This is a genomic window from Pseudomonas sp. PvP089, assembly GCF_017875165.1.
Lineage (GTDB): Bacteria > Pseudomonadota > Gammaproteobacteria > Pseudomonadales > Pseudomonadaceae > Aquipseudomonas > Aquipseudomonas fortuita.
Genome location: NZ_JAGGME010000001.1, coordinates 3,424,954 through 3,441,554, shown reverse-complemented (window position 1 = coordinate 3,441,554; position 16,601 = coordinate 3,424,954). Strand labels below are relative to the sequence as shown.

The following is a 16,601-nucleotide window of genomic DNA, read 5'->3' as shown; positions in this document are numbered from 1 at the left end:
CTCAGCCTCTGCGGCTGTCGTTCAGGGCAGCGCATTTGGTCTTTCTGGCTACCTGCGCATTGCTTATGCGCTGGATGACGAGTCGCTGCGTGCGGCGTGCCAAGCCATTCACGGCTTCTGTGAGGACGCACGGTAGCTAAAGGGAGCGCAGCTTTTTGCTTGGCAGAGCCTTCCGCTCGGCGAACGGCTCGGGGGCTCCATTCATGCAATAAGAAAAACAGATACCTGCAAAGGCTTTCATGGAGGCGGGAAGGGATGCCCGCCTTAGAGTCACCTTCGTCCATAAGTCAGGTGGCGCTTCGGGTATCCCACTGGAGAGTACACGGTTGAAGCAAACTCTTCAGAAGGGACAGCTTCTGGGTTGCGGGTTGGTACGTACTTCGAGGGTTTTGTTTGACGGGGTTGTTTGCATTGCGCAGTCCCTTTGGAAAGGACGATCGCCGTTCCCACAGCTAGCGCGTGAAACTGAGGCTTGTGGTTTACAGGTGGGAGCGGGATTGGTTGCAGGAACAACAGAGCCTAGGTGGAGGTATATCTGACATTAATGCCCGCTGCCCAGATACGTAACTGTCAGCTGTTGTTTTTTGCTCTAGAGTTCGAGCGAAAATCTACAAGTAGACAAAACAGAGCCTTAACCGGACCGAGCGCGGAAGCCTTGGAAAAGCGTATTTTTCCGACAGTATTCGAGCGAGTGATTGAACCGTGGATAGCACCGTGTTGGGGGGGGCGAGTAGCGGGCTGGCCGAACGTGCTCAACAGCTTGAGGTCCGCTCCGGGGAAAGGAGTACCCCGTAAAGGCGATGAACGTCTCGCGGGGGTACTGTCACTGGGGCCGGCAGGCTTGAACGCTGCATCTCAGCGTCAAGCAAACGGCTGATACCCAGCGGATTGGCGTTTTCATGCTGGCGCCATTGATGAAGGCTGGGGGGATCAGGTGATGGCGCCGATCTGCCACGGCACGAACTCGTTCTGGCCGTAGCCATGCTGTTCGCTCTTGCTGCGCTCGCCCGAGGCGATGCTCAGCATCATCCGGTAGATGTGTTCGCCACGCTCTTCGATGGTCATGCTACCGTCGGCAATGCCGCCGCAGTTGACGTCCATGTCCTCTTCCTGAGTCTCCCAAAGGCGGGTGTTGGTCGCCAGCTTGATCGACGGCGAGGGCGCGCAGCCGTAGGCCGAGCCGCGGCCAGTGGTAAAGGCGATCAGGTTGGCGCCGCCGGCGACCTGGCCCGTGGCGGAGATCGGGTCGTAGCCGGGTGTGTCCATGAACACCAGGCCGTGGGCGCGCACCGGTTCGGCGTACTCGTAAACATCCATCAGGTCACTGGAACCGGCCTTGGCCACGGCACCCAGGGACTTTTCGAGGATGGTGGTGAGGCCGCCGGCCTTGTTGCCCGCCGAGGGGTTGTTGTTCAGCTCGGCGCCCATCCGCTGGCAGTAGGTTTCCCACCACTGGATGCGGGCGATCAGCTTCTCGCCCACCTGCTGGCTGACCGCGCGGCGCGTCAACAGGTGTTCGGCGCCATAGATTTCCGGGGTTTCCGAGAGAATTGCAGTGCCGCCGGCTGCCACCAGGCGGTCGACCGCATTGCCCAGCGCCGGGTTGGCGGTGATCCCCGAATAGCCGTCCGAGCCCCCGCACTGCAGGCCGACCGTGAGGTGGCGGACGCTCACCGGCTGGCGTTCGACCTGGTTGGCTTCGGCCAGCAGCGACTTGACCTGGGCGATGCCGCTGGCAATGGTCTTCGATGTGCCGCCGGTGCCCTGGATGGTGAACGTGCGCAGTGCGTGGCTGCTTTGCAGGCCCTGGGCCGCCAGCAGGTCGGGGATCTGGTTGGTCTCGCAGCCCAGGCCAATCAAAAGTACCGAGGCGAAGTTGGCATGTACCGCATAGCCGCCGAGGGTGCGGCGCAGCATTGCCAGCGCCTCGCCACCGGGGTCGACCGCGCAACCGACGCCGTGGGTCAGGGCAACCACACCATCGACGTTGGGGTAGGGCGCCAACGCCTCGGGGTGGATATCGCGGCGAAAGTGGTCAGCGATCGCCCGTGCCACCGTGGCCGAGCAGTTCACCGAGGTGAGGATGCCGATGTAGTTGCGCGTGGCTACCCGGCCATCGGCGCGCACGATACCCATGAAGGTATCGTCGTTGGGCGCCTGCTGGCCTTTGGCATCGACGCCGAAGGCGTAGTCGCGGGCAAATTCGCCCATCGCCAGATTGTGCACGTGCACATGTTCGCCTGCGGCGATCGCCTGGCTCGCGAAACCGATGATCTGCCCATAGCGGCGCAGCGGCTGGCCCGCGCTCAGTGCGTGGGCAGCCACCTTGTGGCCCGCCGGGATCGGCTCGCGCACAACGATGCCCTCTTCCAGCAGCAGGCCTTCGGTCAGCGGCTGGCGTGCCACCAGCACATCGTCCAGTGGGTTGAGTCGAATCACGGCGTTGGCAGCGCTTGCACTACCTGTTGTTGTAATGAGTTGCATGGTGTTCACCTCAAAAGGGCGCGTGGCTCAGGCCAGCCCGCGCTCGCGGTAGTCGATCAGGCCAGAGAACAGCATCAGGCCGAAGGCCATGACCACGAAGAAGATCAGGGCCAGGAAATAGGAACCGGTGAACTGCACGATCAGGCCAATGAGGATCGGCACCAGTACGCCCACCATGTTGCCGCAGAAGTTCATGCTGCCGCCTAGTACGCCAGCTTTGGACTTGCCACCGAGGATCGCCGGCAGACACCAGTACATGCCGCACCAGCGGATGAAGAACAGCGCCACGCAGAGCAGGGCGATGACCAGGCCGGCGTCCGGGGTATAGGCCACCAGCAGGATGCACAGGGCGGCGACCGCAGCAGAGCCGGCGAACATGCTGCGCATGACGGTATTCGGCTGGCCGCCTTTTGCTTTCCACTTGTCGGAGATCCAGCCGCCAATCAGTTCACCAATGAAACCACACATGAAGATCAGGAAAGTCGCACCGCCCATCGCCTTGATATCGAGGTTGTGGGCCTGGTGCAGGTAGCTGGGCATCCAGGTCAGCAGCCCGTAGAACACGCTGTTGTAGCAGGCATAGCCAGCAAACATGCACAGTACCGAACGGCTCTTGAGCAACGCCTTGAGCACCGCCTTGCGGTTGCCGTTGGCCTTGCTCGCGGCGTCGTTGGCCTGGGTGATGTAAGCCAGTTCAGCGGCGTTGACTTGCGGGTGCTCGCTGGGGTGGTTGCGGATGTACCACCAGGCCCAGATACCGGCAGCCACCGTGCCGACCCCAGCGACGATAAAGGCGATGCGCCAAGAGTCGAACCAGGTGATCAGACCCGCGATGATAATTGCGCCGAATGCGGTGCCCAACGGCGCGCCGCCGTCGACCAGCGTGGCACCGCGGCCACGCTCGTTCGGCGTCAGCCAGGCGCCATTGAGCTTTGCGCCGGCGGGCATGATCGGCGACTCTGCCACGCCAAGGCCAATGCGCGTGACCAGCAAGGTGATCCAGTTGTGAGCAAACCCGCCCAAGGCCTGGAAGGCACCCCAGCCGATCGTCGCGACGCCAATGATATTGCGCACCTGGAAGCGGTCGAGTAGCACCCCGGCAGGAATCTGCATCAAGGCGTATGACCAGAAGAACGCGCTCAGGATCAAGCCTTCGAGCGCTGGAGTGAGCGCAAACTCGGCGGAAATCAACGGCAGTGCCACGGACAGCGAAGCGCGGTCGATGTAGTTGATCGCTGCCAGTAGCAGCAGGATCAGGAAGATGCGCCAGCGCACGGTGGTTGGCTTGGCGCTGTCAGTGTTGGCAGTCGCCAGGGCCGGCGCGGGAGCCGGAGGGTAGGGGCTGTTGTTCATGCTCATCTCACTTTTGTGATTGTTATGAAATGCTGCGGTGGCGCGGCCCTGCGCCACCGTCGGGTCAGAGCGTCTTCACCGCGCCGGGTGAGATGGCCGCAGGCGTCTCGCTGATGCCGTTTCGCAGTGGGGCGCCGAACTCCGCCAGACTGATTTCGAACACATCGCCCTCAACGGCCTTGACCTGGTCGGCAAACGACAGCGTTGCAGTACCGAAGAAGTGGACGTGCACATCACCGGGGCGCAAAAACTGGCTGTACTTGAAATGGTGGTACTCGAGATTCTCCAACGAGTGGCACATGTTGTCCTCACCGCTGAGGAAATCCTTTTCCCAGATCACCTGGTCACCGCGCAGTATCCGGCTGGTGCCCTGCAGATGGCGTGGCAACTCGCCGACACGCAGTTCGGGGCCGAAGGAGCAATTACGCAGCTTGGAATGTGCCAGGTACAGGTAGCTGCGCCGCTCCATCACGTGGTCGGAAAACTCGTTGCCGATGGCAAAGCCCAGCCGGTAGGGCAGGCCATCATCACCGATCACATACAGGCCAGCCAGTTCCGGTTCTTCACCAGCATCCTCGGCAAAGGCGGGGGGCTGCAAGGCTTGCCCTGGGCGGACGACGATCGAGCCATCGCCCTTGTAGAACCACTCTGGCTGCGCACCGGCGCTACCTGCGGGGGGACGGCCACCTTCAATGCCCCACTGGAACATGCGCGCGGTGTCGGTGAGCGCCGCCCCGTCATCGATTTTTTGTTGGTGCATCTTGTCGCGGGTGGAGGCACTGCCCAGGTGCGTGAGCCCGGTTCCGCTGATCAGGCAGTGTGCCGGGTCTTCGTGGTCGAGCGGTGGAAGGACCCGGCATTCGTTCAAGGCATCGCTGTAGCGCTGGCCGGTGCTGTCCAGACCGCGTTCGAGCACTTCAGCGGCGAGGCTGCGCTGGTTGCGGATGGCAGCGAGGGCCAGTTCTCGCAGATGCGTGGTGTGGCGTACAACCTGAATCAGGTCGCCTTCCACTACGCCGACATGGCGCTGGGCGGGTGCAGTTTCAAATTGGATCAGGCGCATGCTGGCTCCGGTTTGTTGTTGTGGGGAAGCACTTGCCAGCCACTTTAAATTTCCATGGCATTGCTGCCTAATGAGAGCTGCGGACTGCCCGATAACTTTTAGTGATCCCCTATGCTGCCATCATTAAGCTCCATGGCTTCGCGCCTTCGTTTACGCCAACTGCGCCTTTTGATCAGCCTTGACGAACTGGGCTCGATACACAAAGCCGCAGAGGCGATGTCGATCACCCAGCCTGGCGCCACCAAGGCGCTTAATGAAATTGAGTCTACCCTTGGCGCAGTACTGTTCGAGCGGACCAGCAAAGGGCTCGAAGCCAATGACCTGGGCCGCTGTGTGGTGCGTTATGCGCGCTTGATTGGCAATGACCTTGCGCATCTGCGTGAAGAGATGCTGGGCATTCTCCAAGGACATGGGGGACGTTTGTCGGTGGGCACCATCATGGGCGCGGTGCCGATCATGGTGGAAGGCCTGGCGCGTTTGCGCGAGAACCAACCGGACCTATCGGTATCGGTGGTAGAGGACACCAGTGACCGCTTGCTCAACCTGCTCGACCAAGGCCGTGTGGATGTGGTGATTTGCCGAACCAGCGTCAGCCCGAGACCTACAGCCTATGAAAGCCGCGTTAAACATCAGGAGCAGTTGGTGCTGGTGGCAAACCCGGCGCATCCGCTGGCAGCCTGCGCAGCGTTGACGCTTGAGCAATTGGCGCACTCGCGCTGGGTGGTGTTCCCGGTAAACATGCCCATGCGGCTTACCCTCGAGCGTGAGTTTCGCGAGGCCGGCTTGAGCTTTCCGCAGTACCCCATTGAAACCTCATCGACTTTCACGACGCTATCGATGCTTATGCAAGATCGCGATCTGCTCGCGGTGATGCCGTGGGATGTCGCCAGGATGGCCCTGGACCACGGCATGCTGGTGCGTTTGCCGCTGCAACTCAAGTCGCACAGCGAGCCCTACGAGGTGGTGACACGGGTTGGTGTCGAGCTGAGCAAGCCTGCGCAGGTGCTCGTAGACATTTTGATGGACCAAACGCCTTCGAGTGCCCGCGAGGCCCAATGAGAGTCAGAGCTTCACTACACAGAGCGGACAGTTTGGTGCAAGTCGATGAGAAATCGCGCACAAAAGAAAGCCCGCTGCTAGGCGTAATGCTGTTCACTTAGGGCTGCTGCGCAGCCCATCGCGGCACAAGGCCGCTCCTACCACGACCGCGTAAGCCAATATTCACGGGGCTCACGCGGATACTGTAGGAGCGGCCTTGTGCCGCGAAAGGGCCGCAGAGCGGCCCCGGCGATCTTAAGTGAACAGCATTACGCTGCTAGGTGGGCAAGGTCTATCACATGTAGGGATAGCGATTCGGCTCACTGGCTGCAGCCGCTGTCATTTCAGCCAATTTCCCGCCTCTTCTAAAAAGTGCATGACAGCTCGCGAGCGCTCGTCCACGCGTGTAATGAGCGACAATTCGCTCTGCATGTCTGGCTGTTTCAGCTGAAGCGTACGGATGCCCGGCATGCTCAGCTGCGTAAGGGTTTCCGGGAGGATGCTAATCCCGATGCCGGCGGCTATCAGGCCGGGAATACTCATCAGCGACGGTACGTACATGATGTTGGCGGGATGCAGCTGGTACTGCCGGCATAATTGCAAGATGTGCGAGGTGAGGCCGATCCCCGCCGGGTCTTCCAGAAAGATGAACTTCTCTTGCCGAAGGGATGCCAGATCGCCGTTGAAATCCCGCGCCAGCGCATGGTTGTCCGGGGTTAGAAGGACTAACCTGGAGAGGCTGAAACAGTGGGTGCGTAGTCGGTCGGGCAAATGGTCTTTGAAGATACGGGCAAAGCCGATATCGATTTTCCCTTCAAGCAATAAATCGAATTGGGCCTGAATCCGCGCATCCAGCAACGTTACCTTAACCTCGGGATAGGCGCCGAAGTAATGCCGCATCAGTTGAGGGAGGTTAGCTTCGAGCAACGCCGAGTGGTAACCGATCGTGATCTCTCCAATTTCCCCCCGCCTAGCCCGCCGAGCAGCGGCTACCGCCAGGTCACTGGAATAGAGCGCATCCTTGGCGTGGGGTAGGAACGCTGCGCCGGCAGCAGTCAGTTCCACCCCGCGGTTGGCACGTCGAAACAGCGCTACCCCCAATTCGCTCTCCAGGGTTTTGATCAGCTGACTCAGGGCCGGCTGGGCGATCTCAAGCTGCTCCGCGGCCTTGCTGAAATGCTGGAACGTTGCGGCGCAGACAAACGCACGTAGATGACGTAGCTCCATCAAAGCCCCTCTATAAGCTTACCTTATGGAAATCTCCATAATTCGATAATTATTTTGCAGGCAAAAGCTTCTAAAGTCGACTCAGTACCAGCCCACACCCAGATCGGGCGTATCCCATAACAATAACGACTGAGACCCTCATGAAAACTACAGAGCCCTCTGTTGCAGACAGTCAGATGTCAAAAAAGGCGGTGACAGCCGCCACCATTGGTACAGCGTTGGAGTGGTTCGATTTCACCCTGTACGGTGCTGTTTCCGCGACCGTGCTACCGAAACTGTTCTTTCCCGCAATGGAGCCGACTTCAGGGCTGCTCGCTTCCTTGGCGACCTTCGGCGTAGGTCTGGCAGCGCGGCCATTAGGGGCGATCACATGTGGTTACCTCGGTGACAAACTCGGGCGCCGCAACCTCATGCTCGCGACAGTGACGCTGATGGGCTTGGCTTCGGTGTTGATGGGGCTGCTGCCGACCTACGCACAGGTGGGCATCTGGGCGCCCATCATGTTGGTGATTTTGCGAATCCTTCAGGGTTTTGCTTTGGGTGGGGAGTCCACGGGCGCCCAGCTGATGGCGTTGGAGCATGCACGGCCAGACCGACGTGGACGTTATTCTGGGTTTCTGGGCCTTTGTTCACCAATGAGCCAAATCTTGGCAAACGGCGCGTTGTTAGGGCTGGCGGGATTCCTGAGCGCAGAACAATTTGAGTCTTTCGGTTGGCGCATTCCCTTCCTCTTGAGCTTCGTGCTCGTGGTGGTGGCGATCTTCATTCGGCTCAAGGTCAGCGAGACACCAGCCTTTGTCGCTTTGAAGCAGGACGAAACACCCCACGTTGGAAGCCCTTTGAAAGATGTGCTGAGGATCCATTCTCGTACCATCTTGCGGCTGATGTTCTTTTTCTGCTCACCCGCTGCTCTGTTTTACCTGATCGTGATTTTCACACTCAGCTACCTGGTCAAGCAACTCGGTATGCCGCAGTCCATGGGGTTCATGTCCCTGATGGTGGCTAACGTCTGCGCGATTTTTGGCGCGCTGGCTGGCGGGTACCTCAGTGACCGGTGGGGACGCAAGAAAGCGCTCGCCTTCGGCTCATGCATGACCCTCGGGATTCTGCTGGTGTACTTCCCAATGCTGAACACGCAGCAACCCGCCATGATCATGGCCGCCATGGGACTGTTCCTTGGATTCACCCAGTTCCAGAGCGGGATCCAACCCGTTGCATTCGCCGAAGCATTCCCAACCAACGTGCGCTACACCGGCTCGGCCCTGGCTTATACCGGCGCCAACCTGCTGATTGGCGGCCCGATGCCTATCCTCGCCGTGTGGCTGATGAGTCAGACCGGCAATTCGCCATGGTTGCTCGTCGCGATATGCGCTGCGATCAACCTGGTGTCGCTTGCGATGATCCTGATAGGGCCAGAAACCCGCGGAATCGATCTCAGCAAGTCCGAACCAGCAGAGAACGTAACCTTCAGCAACTCCCCTCAATACCTCAAGTGAAAGCGGAGCCATACCATGAGTCGCGCAGTTTTTGTCCTGAATGGCCCCAACCTGAACATGTTGGGTCGCCGCGAGCCGGAAATTTACGGCACAACGACCCTGCAGCAGGTTCAGCAAAGCTGTGAGCAGCTTGCAAACGAGCTGGATCTGGTTTGCGAGTTTCGTCAAACGAACAGCGAAGCGGTGATGGTTGACTGGATCCAGGAGGCATTCGACAAGAACGCCGCAGTGATCATCAATCCGGCTGGCCTTTCGTTTAATTCAATCCCGGTGCTCGATGCGCTGAAATTGATCAAGGCGCCACTGGTGGAAGTCCACATTTCGAACATTCATGCCCGCGATGAGCTCCATCGACACTCGATCATGTCCACCGTGGCTAATGGCGTGATTGCAGGATTGGGGGTGGAGGGATATCTGCTGGCGCTTAGAGCAGTGTGTACACGGCTATCCGAACGATGGCCAACAAGCCTTGCTGCCTCGGCCTCGCGCTGAAATCAAGCGTGTGACTGAAGCGCAAGACATCCATAGGAGCTCTTGAAATAACCGTTGTTAAATCAGAGCTCCTTTCGGTCATCAGCGGGACATCCAGCCTATCGTAGCCGCGAGGTCTTCGTCGCTACAGTCACTGCAGAGTCCACGTGGTGGCATGACACTCAATCCATTCACTACGTTTTTGAGCAGTACGTCTTGCCCTTGAGCCAGGCGTGGTTGCCATGCAGCGACATCACCTTTCTTAGGCGCGTTGGGGAGTTGACCGTTGTGGCACATGGCGCAGGTTTTCGCGAATACGGCCTCAGGCTCTTGGCCTGCCTGGGCAGAAGCAATCATGAAGGCTGTAGCGGCAATCAGCAGTGTTTTTCTCATGGATGATCTTCTTCTTGTTGTTCAAAAATTGTCTTTCCACTTGCGCATGGCAGCAAAGCATTCTTCGGCGTTTGTGATGGCCAGGCCCGCTTGGCGTTGGACAACCTCAACGATCTTCGCTTCCCGCACACGGAGGAACGGGTTAATTGCGCGTTCAACGCTAATGTAGGTAGGCAAAGTGCACTGCCCGCGATTGCGGATTTCGCTGACCTCAGCCAAGCGCTCGGCGATTTGCTGATTGCCTGGGTCGACAGCCAAAGCAAAGGGCAGGTTGGAGAGGGTGTACTCATGTGCGCAGTACACCCGCGTCTGCTCTGGGAGCACGGCAAGGCGTTCGAGCGACGTCAGCATCTGCAGCGGCGTACCCTCGAAGAGGCGCCCACAGCCGGCGCTGAACAGCGTGTCCCCGCTAAACAGCACATCCTCATCAACCAGGTGGTAGGCCAGGTGCCCGCAAGTATGGCCAGGCACCCCGATCACGCGAATGGTTCGCCCCAGTACCTGGATTGAATCACCGTCCTTCAGTGGCCGATCCCTGGCAGGGATCGGCTCGTTTGCAGGGCCATGCACGCGGAGATCGAACGCAGACTTCAGTTTCTCGACACCGCCCACATGGTCGCTATGATGGTGAGTGATCAGCACATCGGTGAGCGCCCAGCCGGGATGCTCAGCCAACCAGGCTTGAACTGGCCCGGCATCACCTGGATCTACAACCGCACAGGCCTGGTTTGAGTGATCGAGCAGAAGCCAGATGTAGTTGTCGGTAAACGCCGTGATTGCGCAAATCTCCAGGCGGTTGTCGGCGATGGTAGTCATGCCGCATGCGTCCTCAGAGCATCGGCAATGTACTCCGCCTGACGAATCGCCAGGCTGACGATCGTCAGGGTAGGGTTCTCGGCTGCGCTGGTGGTGAACTGACTGCCATCTGAAATGAACAGATTTGGAACTTCATGGCTTTGCCCGTATTTGTTGCAAACACCATCGGCTTCCTTGTGGCTCATACGACAAGTGCCCATGTTATGAGTCGAGGGGTAGGGTGGTACGCGGTGGGTCTTCAGTGCACCGACGGCCTCATAGACCGCGCTACCTTGCTGATAGGCGTGCTCGCGCATTGCAATATCGTTGGGGTGGTCGTCGTAGTGCACGTTGGCCACAGGAATGCCAAAGCGGTCTTTGACGTTATCGCTCAGGGTAATGCGATTGGATTCCCGGGGCATGTCCTCACCGACCAGCCACATGCCAGCCAGATGCGTGTAGTTGTCCATGACGCGGGTGAAGTCGCGTCCCCAGGCGCCGGGGTTGAAGAACGCAGCCATGAAGGAAGGGCCAAGCGAGATGGTTTCCATTTCGTAGCCTCCGACAAAGCCCCTGTCGGGATTGAAGTGCACCTCGTCACCGATCAGGCCGGCCATGATGGTGCCGCGATAGAAATGCACAGGGTCCTTGAACTCTGCGAACACAGATCCGGTGGTATGGCGCATGTAGTGTTTACCGACCATCCCGGAGCCGTTGCCAATACCATGAGGGAACAATGTGCTGGTCGAATTAAGCAGTAGGCGAGGGGTTTCAATGGCATTGCCTGCGACCGCAACAAGTCGCGCTTTTTGGCGTTGCAGACGCCCTTGCGCATCTGCGTAGACCACACCGGTGGCTCGCCCTTTTGCATCGTGCTCGATCTTTACTGCGTGCGCCTGCGTACGGAGCTCGAGCTTGCCTGTGGCCTCCGCTGCCGGGATCTCGGTGTACAGCGTTGACCACTTTGCCCCCATCTTGCAGCCCTGGAAGCAAAAGCCAAGTTGCATGCACTGAGCGCGTCCTGCGCGGGCACGGCTGTTGATCGCCATGTGGCCGGTACTGCACTTTTTGTAGCCAAGCTTGCGAGCACCGTTGTACATCACCTGAAAATTGTTGTTCCCCGGTAGCCCAGGAATGTCGTTGGTGCGCGTCACGCCCATCTTGTCTTCGGCCCTTGCATAGAAGGGCTCCAGTTCAGCGAGCGTCAATGGCCAGTCGAGCAGGTTCGCATCCTTGATGTCGCCATAGGTCTGCCGCGCTCGGAATTCATGCTCCTGGAATCGAAGGCTGGCACCTGCCCAGTGAGTGGTAGTTCCACCCACCGTTTTGCAGATCCAGGCGGGGAGGTTCGGGAAGTCCTTGGCGATCTGCCAAGAGCCCGAGGTAGTACGGGTATCGCCCCAGGACAATTGCTCGAACGAGGGCCATTCGTCATTGATGAAAGTGGCAGAGGACTGGCGCTGGCCAGCCTCCAGGAGGACGACTGGAATACCCTTCTGGCACAGTTCATTGGCCAGTGTTCCACCACCCGCACCAGAGCCGATGATCACCACTACCGAGTCATCGTCGAAATTGAATGTGGTCATGTACGCATCCTCAGGAAAAGGCGGATGGGCTGGCTTCGGTAGGGGCGGCAGGTAGCCACTTCAAGTCGTTGAAGCCGCGCATCAGGTAACCGCCTTTGGGGAAAGAGGCACCTTCGTAGCCGAAGTGCTGGTAGGCGAGTTCGTTGCTGTACAGGGCATTGACCGAGACTGACCTGACCAAAGTGAAAAACGGGGTGGTCTGGATGGACTCGAGCACGGCCAATTGGCGCGGCTCATCCAGATTCAGCCAGGCGCCATCAGCTGACTTGTCCAGCTCGTTCAGACCTTGTTCAAGCAGGGGAAGAATGGATGGGTCTGTCACGGCGCGGTCGTCCAAGGCTTTGATCGCAAAGGCGTACACAGCGTCTTCCATCTGATCGTGAGGGTAGATCCGGCGCACTATAACCATCAGTCGTGCGGCTTGATCGTTGTTCAGCATTTTCATCTCAAGCGCCCAGGTTGTACTGGGGGCGAGCAGGGCGATGGGGCCGGAGGTGAAAAGCAACGTGCCCAAGAGAATTCCGCCGCTGCCTTTCAGAAAGCTACGGCGGCTGGCTTGTATATCCTGCATGCTGTTCTCCTTGTTGTTTTTATTAGGAGCCTGACATCACGGGTGCTGCTTTGTTGGGGATTGGCGTTTGCCGCGCAATATTGATAGACGACGCCCAGGCGTCTGATGCGTGTGGCTGCGTTACTGATAGTGGCCGGCGCGCTGCAACACCTCGATCTTGTAGCCATCCGGGTCCTGGATGAAGAAGAAGCGAGCGAGCAGCGCTTCACCACGCTTGAATTCCTTGATGGCGGCAGGAGAGAGCCCCATTTCGCTCAAGCGAGCGTGATGGTGATCGAGATCTTCTACTGCGAAGGCGACATGGCCATACCCACTGCCGTGGGTGTAGCCGTCTTGGCCCTTGTTCCAGGTCAGTTCGATTTCGGCGCCGCTTTGCCGGTCGCGTAGGTAGACGAGCGAGAAGTCGTCGAACTCAAGGCGGTGGGATTCCTGCAGGTCGAATGCTTGTCCGTAGAAACGCATGGAGGCATCCAGGTCACCTACACGGATCATGGTGTGAAGGAATTTCGGCATGATCAGGCTTTCCTGTGGTGTTGTTATGCACTCAGGATGGCAGTATGAGAAATTGATGGGTAATAAGTGGCTATTACGTGCGCCCCAAAAGCACAATGGACATGTGTAATAGCGGTGTATTACCCATATGCTGCTTTGGGGCGGTACCTTCAGGCGTGGGCGTATGCCCTCGACGTGACTTAGCCAGGTAAAGCCAGCGGAGGCACCATGTGTGAGCTGTATGTGAAGGCAGACCCGATCCTTTATGAATCGCGCTCGCGCTCCTTGCGCATCCGGGGCGTGGTCACCACCCTGCGTCTGGAAAACCAGTTCTGGGACATCCTGACCGAGATTGCTGCAGCGGACAGTGTCAGCACCAATCAGCTCATCGCCAAGCTGTACGAGGAGGTCATGGACTACCGCGGAGAAGTGGTGAATTTTGCCTCGTTCCTGAGGGTAAGCTGCACCCGCTACCTCAGCCAAAGGCAGGTGACCAATAGGGTGGTGCCACTGTCAATCGCAGCGGGGTAAGCCTGTTGCCCTGTGGAGCTGTGCTGCCATGTTTCCATCGCCGGTAACCGAATGGCCACAGCACATAAACTGATATTGAAATCGGTAGGCTGATCTACCTATCCGCAACGGCGTCTTCGGGCGCCGTTTTCTTCGCCCTCATTCTTGGTTCCTCAATTCAGGCCTAGCAGCCTGTTGAAATTCGCCTACGGCCTGTCTGACTTTGCCGTGTAAGGTTTACGATATCGGCTCCAATCTGCCGGGAACCCCGATTTCCATGCGTGGCGCCGATATCACTCAGGAATCCTTGTTCACTGTCGCCAAGCTCGATGACTTCGTGCCAGCGACTCACCCCCTGCGCGCCATCCGCAAGCTGGCAGACACCGCTCTGCAGCGGATGAGCGCCCTGTTCGACACCTTGTATGCCGACACCGGCCGCGCCTCGATCGCCCCCGAGAAGCTGATGCGGGCGCAGTTGCTGCAGTTGTTCTACTCGCTGCGCAGCGAGCGGATGCTGATGGAACAGCTGGGCTACAACCTGCTGTTCCGCTGGTTCGTCGGCCTGGCCATTGATGATCCGGTGTGGGATCACTCGGTCTTCTCGAAGAATCGTGACCGCCTCAATGCCCAGGCCGTGGCCACCGAATTTCTGAACGAGGTGGTACGCCTGGCGGAGAAGCAGGGGCTGATCTCGGATGAGCACTTCTCGGTCGACGGCACATTGCTGCAAGCCTGGGCCTCTCAGAAGAGTTTCCGTCCCAAGGACGATACGCCAGACGACCCGGGCCCCGGCCCGCGCAATGCCCAGCCAGACTTCAAGGGGCACAAGCGCAGCAACGACACCCACGCCTCGACCAGCGATCCGGATGCCCGGCTGTACCGCAAGAGCCACAACACCGGCGCGCAGCTGAGTTACATGGGGCATGTACTGATGGAACACCGCAGTGGCCTGGTGCGCAATGCTCATGTGACTCTGGCCGGTGGCCATGGCGAACGCGAAGCCGCGCTGGCGATGCTGAGCAAGCTGGGTGGTCGCCGTCGACGCACCTTGGCCGCGGACAAGGCTTACGACACGGCAGACTTCGTGGCCGCCTGTCGTGCCCTCGGCGTGACACCCCATGTTGCGCAGAACACCAATGGTCGGCGCAGCGCCATCGATGGCCGTACCACGCGCCACGCCGGCTATGGTCTGAGCCTGAAGATTCGCGCCTGGATCGAAACCCACTTCGGCTGGCTCAAGGCGGCGGCCGGGCTGCGCCAGGTGAAGCAACGCGGACTTGAGCGTGTCGACGCGCTGTTCCAGCTGGCCATGGCGGCAAGCAACCTGGTGCGCCTGCCGAAGCTGCTGGCTACAGGCTCAATGGCATGAGCGCGTTGACGGGGAAAGTGCGCCTGGAGCACGCCAAATCGGGCTATTTCCATCGATTGGCGCCCTAAACGGGAAGTAAACGAGCGCGACCGCTGCTGCCAGAAGCAGTGGATGTAATCATCGCGGCGAATTTCAACAGGCTGCTAGCTCATAGGATCCATCCTTTCTGGTTGCATTTGCAACTAGCTTGGATTATCCCTATTGCACACCGCATGAGGAGTTTCATGGATGGACAACCTTCGCTTACAGCGTACCCCTGACACCATATCGGCCGCACAGGCCTGCATTCGCCACATCGAACGAGGCTACAAAGAAAGGGAAGGGGCGCCGGGCTCACCCCTGGGAACTGCTGTCGATATTCTCAAGCGACTTGAGACCGGCTCCAGCACCCGCGGGCAGTTTGGTTTGATCAATGATCGGATAAGCGAGCAGTTGAGCACCACGGCGATCAGCGCCTGGCCCCTTTGGTTTAGCGAGCAGTCACGTGCCGCCGAGCGCCCGCTGTTTTACATGACTCAGTCACCGACATCCGCCCAAATGTCGATGCTAACCGCCCAGGTTGCTGAGCGAGGCATCATCCTCAACGACATCGAGTCTTCGCAGTCCCGTTGGGCGAAAGGAGCGCATCCCTGGTTACCCTTGTGGTTGGCATCCAATCGCCGATGCATACCTTTCGACCCCGCGTGTGGAGATGAAGTCAAAGCTATTTGTATTGGGGCGTTGCAAGCGTTGTACGTGGAGGGAGCTCCTGGTTTTTGCTACATGACTTTGCATGACGAACCAGGGGAAGGGCGGGTATGTGATCGCTCGCAGGCTTACCTGGGAATGTATCGTTTGTCTGAGGGTGTCGACGAAGAAGTATCTGTTCGGCTGCTAGGTGCTGGGTCGATGCTTAGCGAGGTATGTGCAGCCGCCGAGCTGCTGCGAGCGGAGTGGGGGATCAAAGCCGAGGTATGGAGTTGCCCGAGCTATACCAGACTTGCCCGGGACGCAGAAAGGCGAGCTCGTCTTCAACGGTTGCGTAGAGAAGAGAACCTGCCCAACTGCCATCTTCAACTCTGTCTTGGCACGGCAGACACGCCTGTCATCGCGGTGACGGGGTACGATGAATTCGTGGCTGCGCAACTTGCTGCACATGTCACTGCGCCGTTCACGGCTTTGGGTGCGGATAGCCTGGAGCCTAGCCAACGCCTCAATCGTCATTGGGTAGTGTTGACCGCACTGCGCGCCTTGGTTCGCCGGGGCGTAGCCGACAGTTCTTGGGTAAGCGGGGCAGTCAGGCGTTACCGACTGGACTAATTAGCACGCCTGTTAGTGCGGGCGTTACGGCTCGCACTTTCCAGGGCTAGCGCAAACGACCTCTGTTGCTCATCACTGAACTCCGCCAGAAAAAGCTCCTCGACGGACTGTTTGTAAACCGTCCACATCCGCTTGCGAAGATCGCGACCGCTGTCGGTGATGCGAGCGATCGCACCTCGGCCGTCATCTGCCGCTTTTTTCCGCACTACCAGTCCATCCTTTTCCAGGCGATCAACCAGGCGGGTAAGGTTGTAACGCTCGATGGCCATCACGTCGGCCAGTTCATGCATGCGACGGGCACCATCCTCCCCACTTTCGATTCCCCACAGCGCGTCGTACCAGGCATAGGGCGGCAGGTTCTCTTCAGCCAGGCGACGTTCGATTTCCCGGATGAGGCAGCGATGCGCACGAATGAAGTTGTACCAGAGGTCTGGCGTGGGGGTGGTCATGACGT

Annotated in this window: 16 protein-coding genes and 1 pseudogene; 7 read left to right on the top strand and 10 right to left on the bottom strand. The window is 59.1% G+C overall.

From position 1 onward, the window contains the following. Positions 1–4: 4 nt before the first annotated feature. Positions 5–136: pseudogene (locus J3A71_RS31460) on the top strand (aspartate transaminase); the annotation flags it as partial. A 794-nt stretch (positions 137–930) separates the two neighbouring features. Here the strand turns inward: J3A71_RS31460 and J3A71_RS15770 are convergent. From J3A71_RS15770 to araD1, 3 genes are all read right to left on the bottom strand, one after another. Then, positions 931–2,484: an altronate dehydratase family protein gene (locus J3A71_RS15770; RefSeq protein ID WP_060517734.1), complete on the bottom strand. Its 1,554-nt coding sequence runs from the start codon at positions 2,482–2,484 to the stop codon at positions 931–933. A gap of 27 nt (positions 2,485–2,511) precedes the next feature. Then, positions 2,512–3,837, bottom strand: a complete 1,326-nt coding sequence (locus tag J3A71_RS15765; protein WP_173857465.1) for an MFS transporter — start codon at positions 3,835–3,837, stop codon at positions 2,512–2,514. A 64-nt stretch (positions 3,838–3,901) separates the two neighbouring features. Further along, the gene (gene araD1, locus J3A71_RS15760) at positions 3,902–4,900 is read right to left on the bottom strand and encodes an AraD1 family protein (protein WP_096426064.1); all 999 of its coding nucleotides are present in this window, start codon (positions 4,898–4,900) and stop codon (positions 3,902–3,904) included. 111 nt (positions 4,901–5,011) lie between these two features. Between araD1 and J3A71_RS15755 the strand changes: the two genes are divergently transcribed. Then, positions 5,012–5,959, top strand: a complete 948-nt coding sequence (locus J3A71_RS15755) for a LysR family transcriptional regulator (RefSeq protein WP_096426065.1) — start codon at positions 5,012–5,014, stop codon at positions 5,957–5,959. Between the two features lie 318 nt (positions 5,960–6,277). Here J3A71_RS15755 and J3A71_RS15750 read toward each other — a convergent pair whose 3' ends face one another. Continuing rightward, positions 6,278–7,165: a LysR family transcriptional regulator gene (locus tag J3A71_RS15750; RefSeq protein WP_016486874.1), complete on the bottom strand. Its 888-nt coding sequence runs from the start codon at positions 7,163–7,165 to the stop codon at positions 6,278–6,280. Between the two features lie 140 nt (positions 7,166–7,305). Here J3A71_RS15750 and J3A71_RS15745 point away from each other — a divergent pair, with 140 nt between their 5' ends. Then, entirely contained in the window at positions 7,306–8,661 is a 1,356-nt protein-coding gene (locus J3A71_RS15745) for an MFS transporter (RefSeq protein WP_016486875.1), read from the top strand. Positions 8,662–8,676: 15 nt separating this feature from the next. Further along, complete coding sequence (gene aroQ, locus J3A71_RS15740) at positions 8,677–9,153, top strand: type II 3-dehydroquinate dehydratase (protein WP_016486876.1); 477 nt, start codon at positions 8,677–8,679, stop codon at positions 9,151–9,153. 81 nt (positions 9,154–9,234) lie between these two features. Here the strand turns inward: aroQ and J3A71_RS15735 are convergent, their stop codons facing one another. The 5 genes from J3A71_RS15735 to J3A71_RS15715 all read right to left on the bottom strand — a co-directional run bounded on the left by J3A71_RS15735 (position 9,235) and on the right by J3A71_RS15715 (position 12,990). Continuing rightward, positions 9,235–9,525, bottom strand: a complete 291-nt coding sequence (locus tag J3A71_RS15735; RefSeq protein ID WP_080641040.1) for a c-type cytochrome — start codon at positions 9,523–9,525, stop codon at positions 9,235–9,237. A 21-nt stretch (positions 9,526–9,546) separates the two neighbouring features. Next, entirely contained in the window at positions 9,547–10,341 is a 795-nt protein-coding gene (gloB, locus tag J3A71_RS15730) for a hydroxyacylglutathione hydrolase (RefSeq protein ID WP_096426066.1), read from the bottom strand. Beyond that, a complete protein-coding gene (locus J3A71_RS15725) occupies positions 10,338–11,906 on the bottom strand; it encodes a GMC family oxidoreductase (protein WP_060517748.1) in 1,569 nt (522 codons plus the stop codon). The genes gloB and J3A71_RS15725 overlap by 4 nt, the downstream gene beginning before the upstream one ends. Before the next feature lie 10 nt (positions 11,907–11,916). After that, positions 11,917–12,477: a tat pathway signal sequence gene (locus J3A71_RS15720; protein ID WP_016486879.1), complete on the bottom strand. Its 561-nt coding sequence runs from the start codon at positions 12,475–12,477 to the stop codon at positions 11,917–11,919. Between the two features lie 120 nt (positions 12,478–12,597). Next, positions 12,598–12,990, bottom strand: coding sequence for a VOC family protein (locus tag J3A71_RS15715; protein WP_016486880.1), 393 nt, complete (start codon positions 12,988–12,990; stop codon positions 12,598–12,600). Between the two features lie 207 nt (positions 12,991–13,197). Between J3A71_RS15715 and J3A71_RS15710 the strand changes: the two genes are divergently transcribed. The 3 genes from J3A71_RS15710 to J3A71_RS15700 all read left to right on the top strand — a co-directional run bounded on the left by J3A71_RS15710 (position 13,198) and on the right by J3A71_RS15700 (position 16,147). Then, positions 13,198–13,500 (top strand): ribbon-helix-helix domain-containing protein, encoded by a 303-nt coding sequence (locus tag J3A71_RS15710; RefSeq protein ID WP_016486881.1) that lies wholly within the window; start codon positions 13,198–13,200, stop codon positions 13,498–13,500. Between the two features lie 256 nt (positions 13,501–13,756). After that, entirely contained in the window at positions 13,757–14,848 is a 1,092-nt protein-coding gene (locus J3A71_RS15705; protein ID WP_023446582.1) for an IS5-like element ISPa8 family transposase, read from the top strand. Between the two features lie 228 nt (positions 14,849–15,076). After that, positions 15,077–16,147 (top strand): pyruvate dehydrogenase, encoded by a 1,071-nt coding sequence (locus tag J3A71_RS15700; RefSeq protein WP_096426067.1) that lies wholly within the window; start codon positions 15,077–15,079, stop codon positions 16,145–16,147. Here the strand turns inward: J3A71_RS15700 and J3A71_RS15695 are convergent. Then, positions 16,144–16,596 carry a MarR family transcriptional regulator gene (locus J3A71_RS15695; RefSeq protein ID WP_016486883.1) on the bottom strand — a complete coding sequence of 151 codons (453 nt, stop codon included), beginning with the start codon at positions 16,594–16,596 and terminating at the stop codon, positions 16,144–16,146. The genes J3A71_RS15700 and J3A71_RS15695 overlap by 4 nt on opposite strands. Positions 16,597–16,601: the final 5 nt, after the last annotated feature.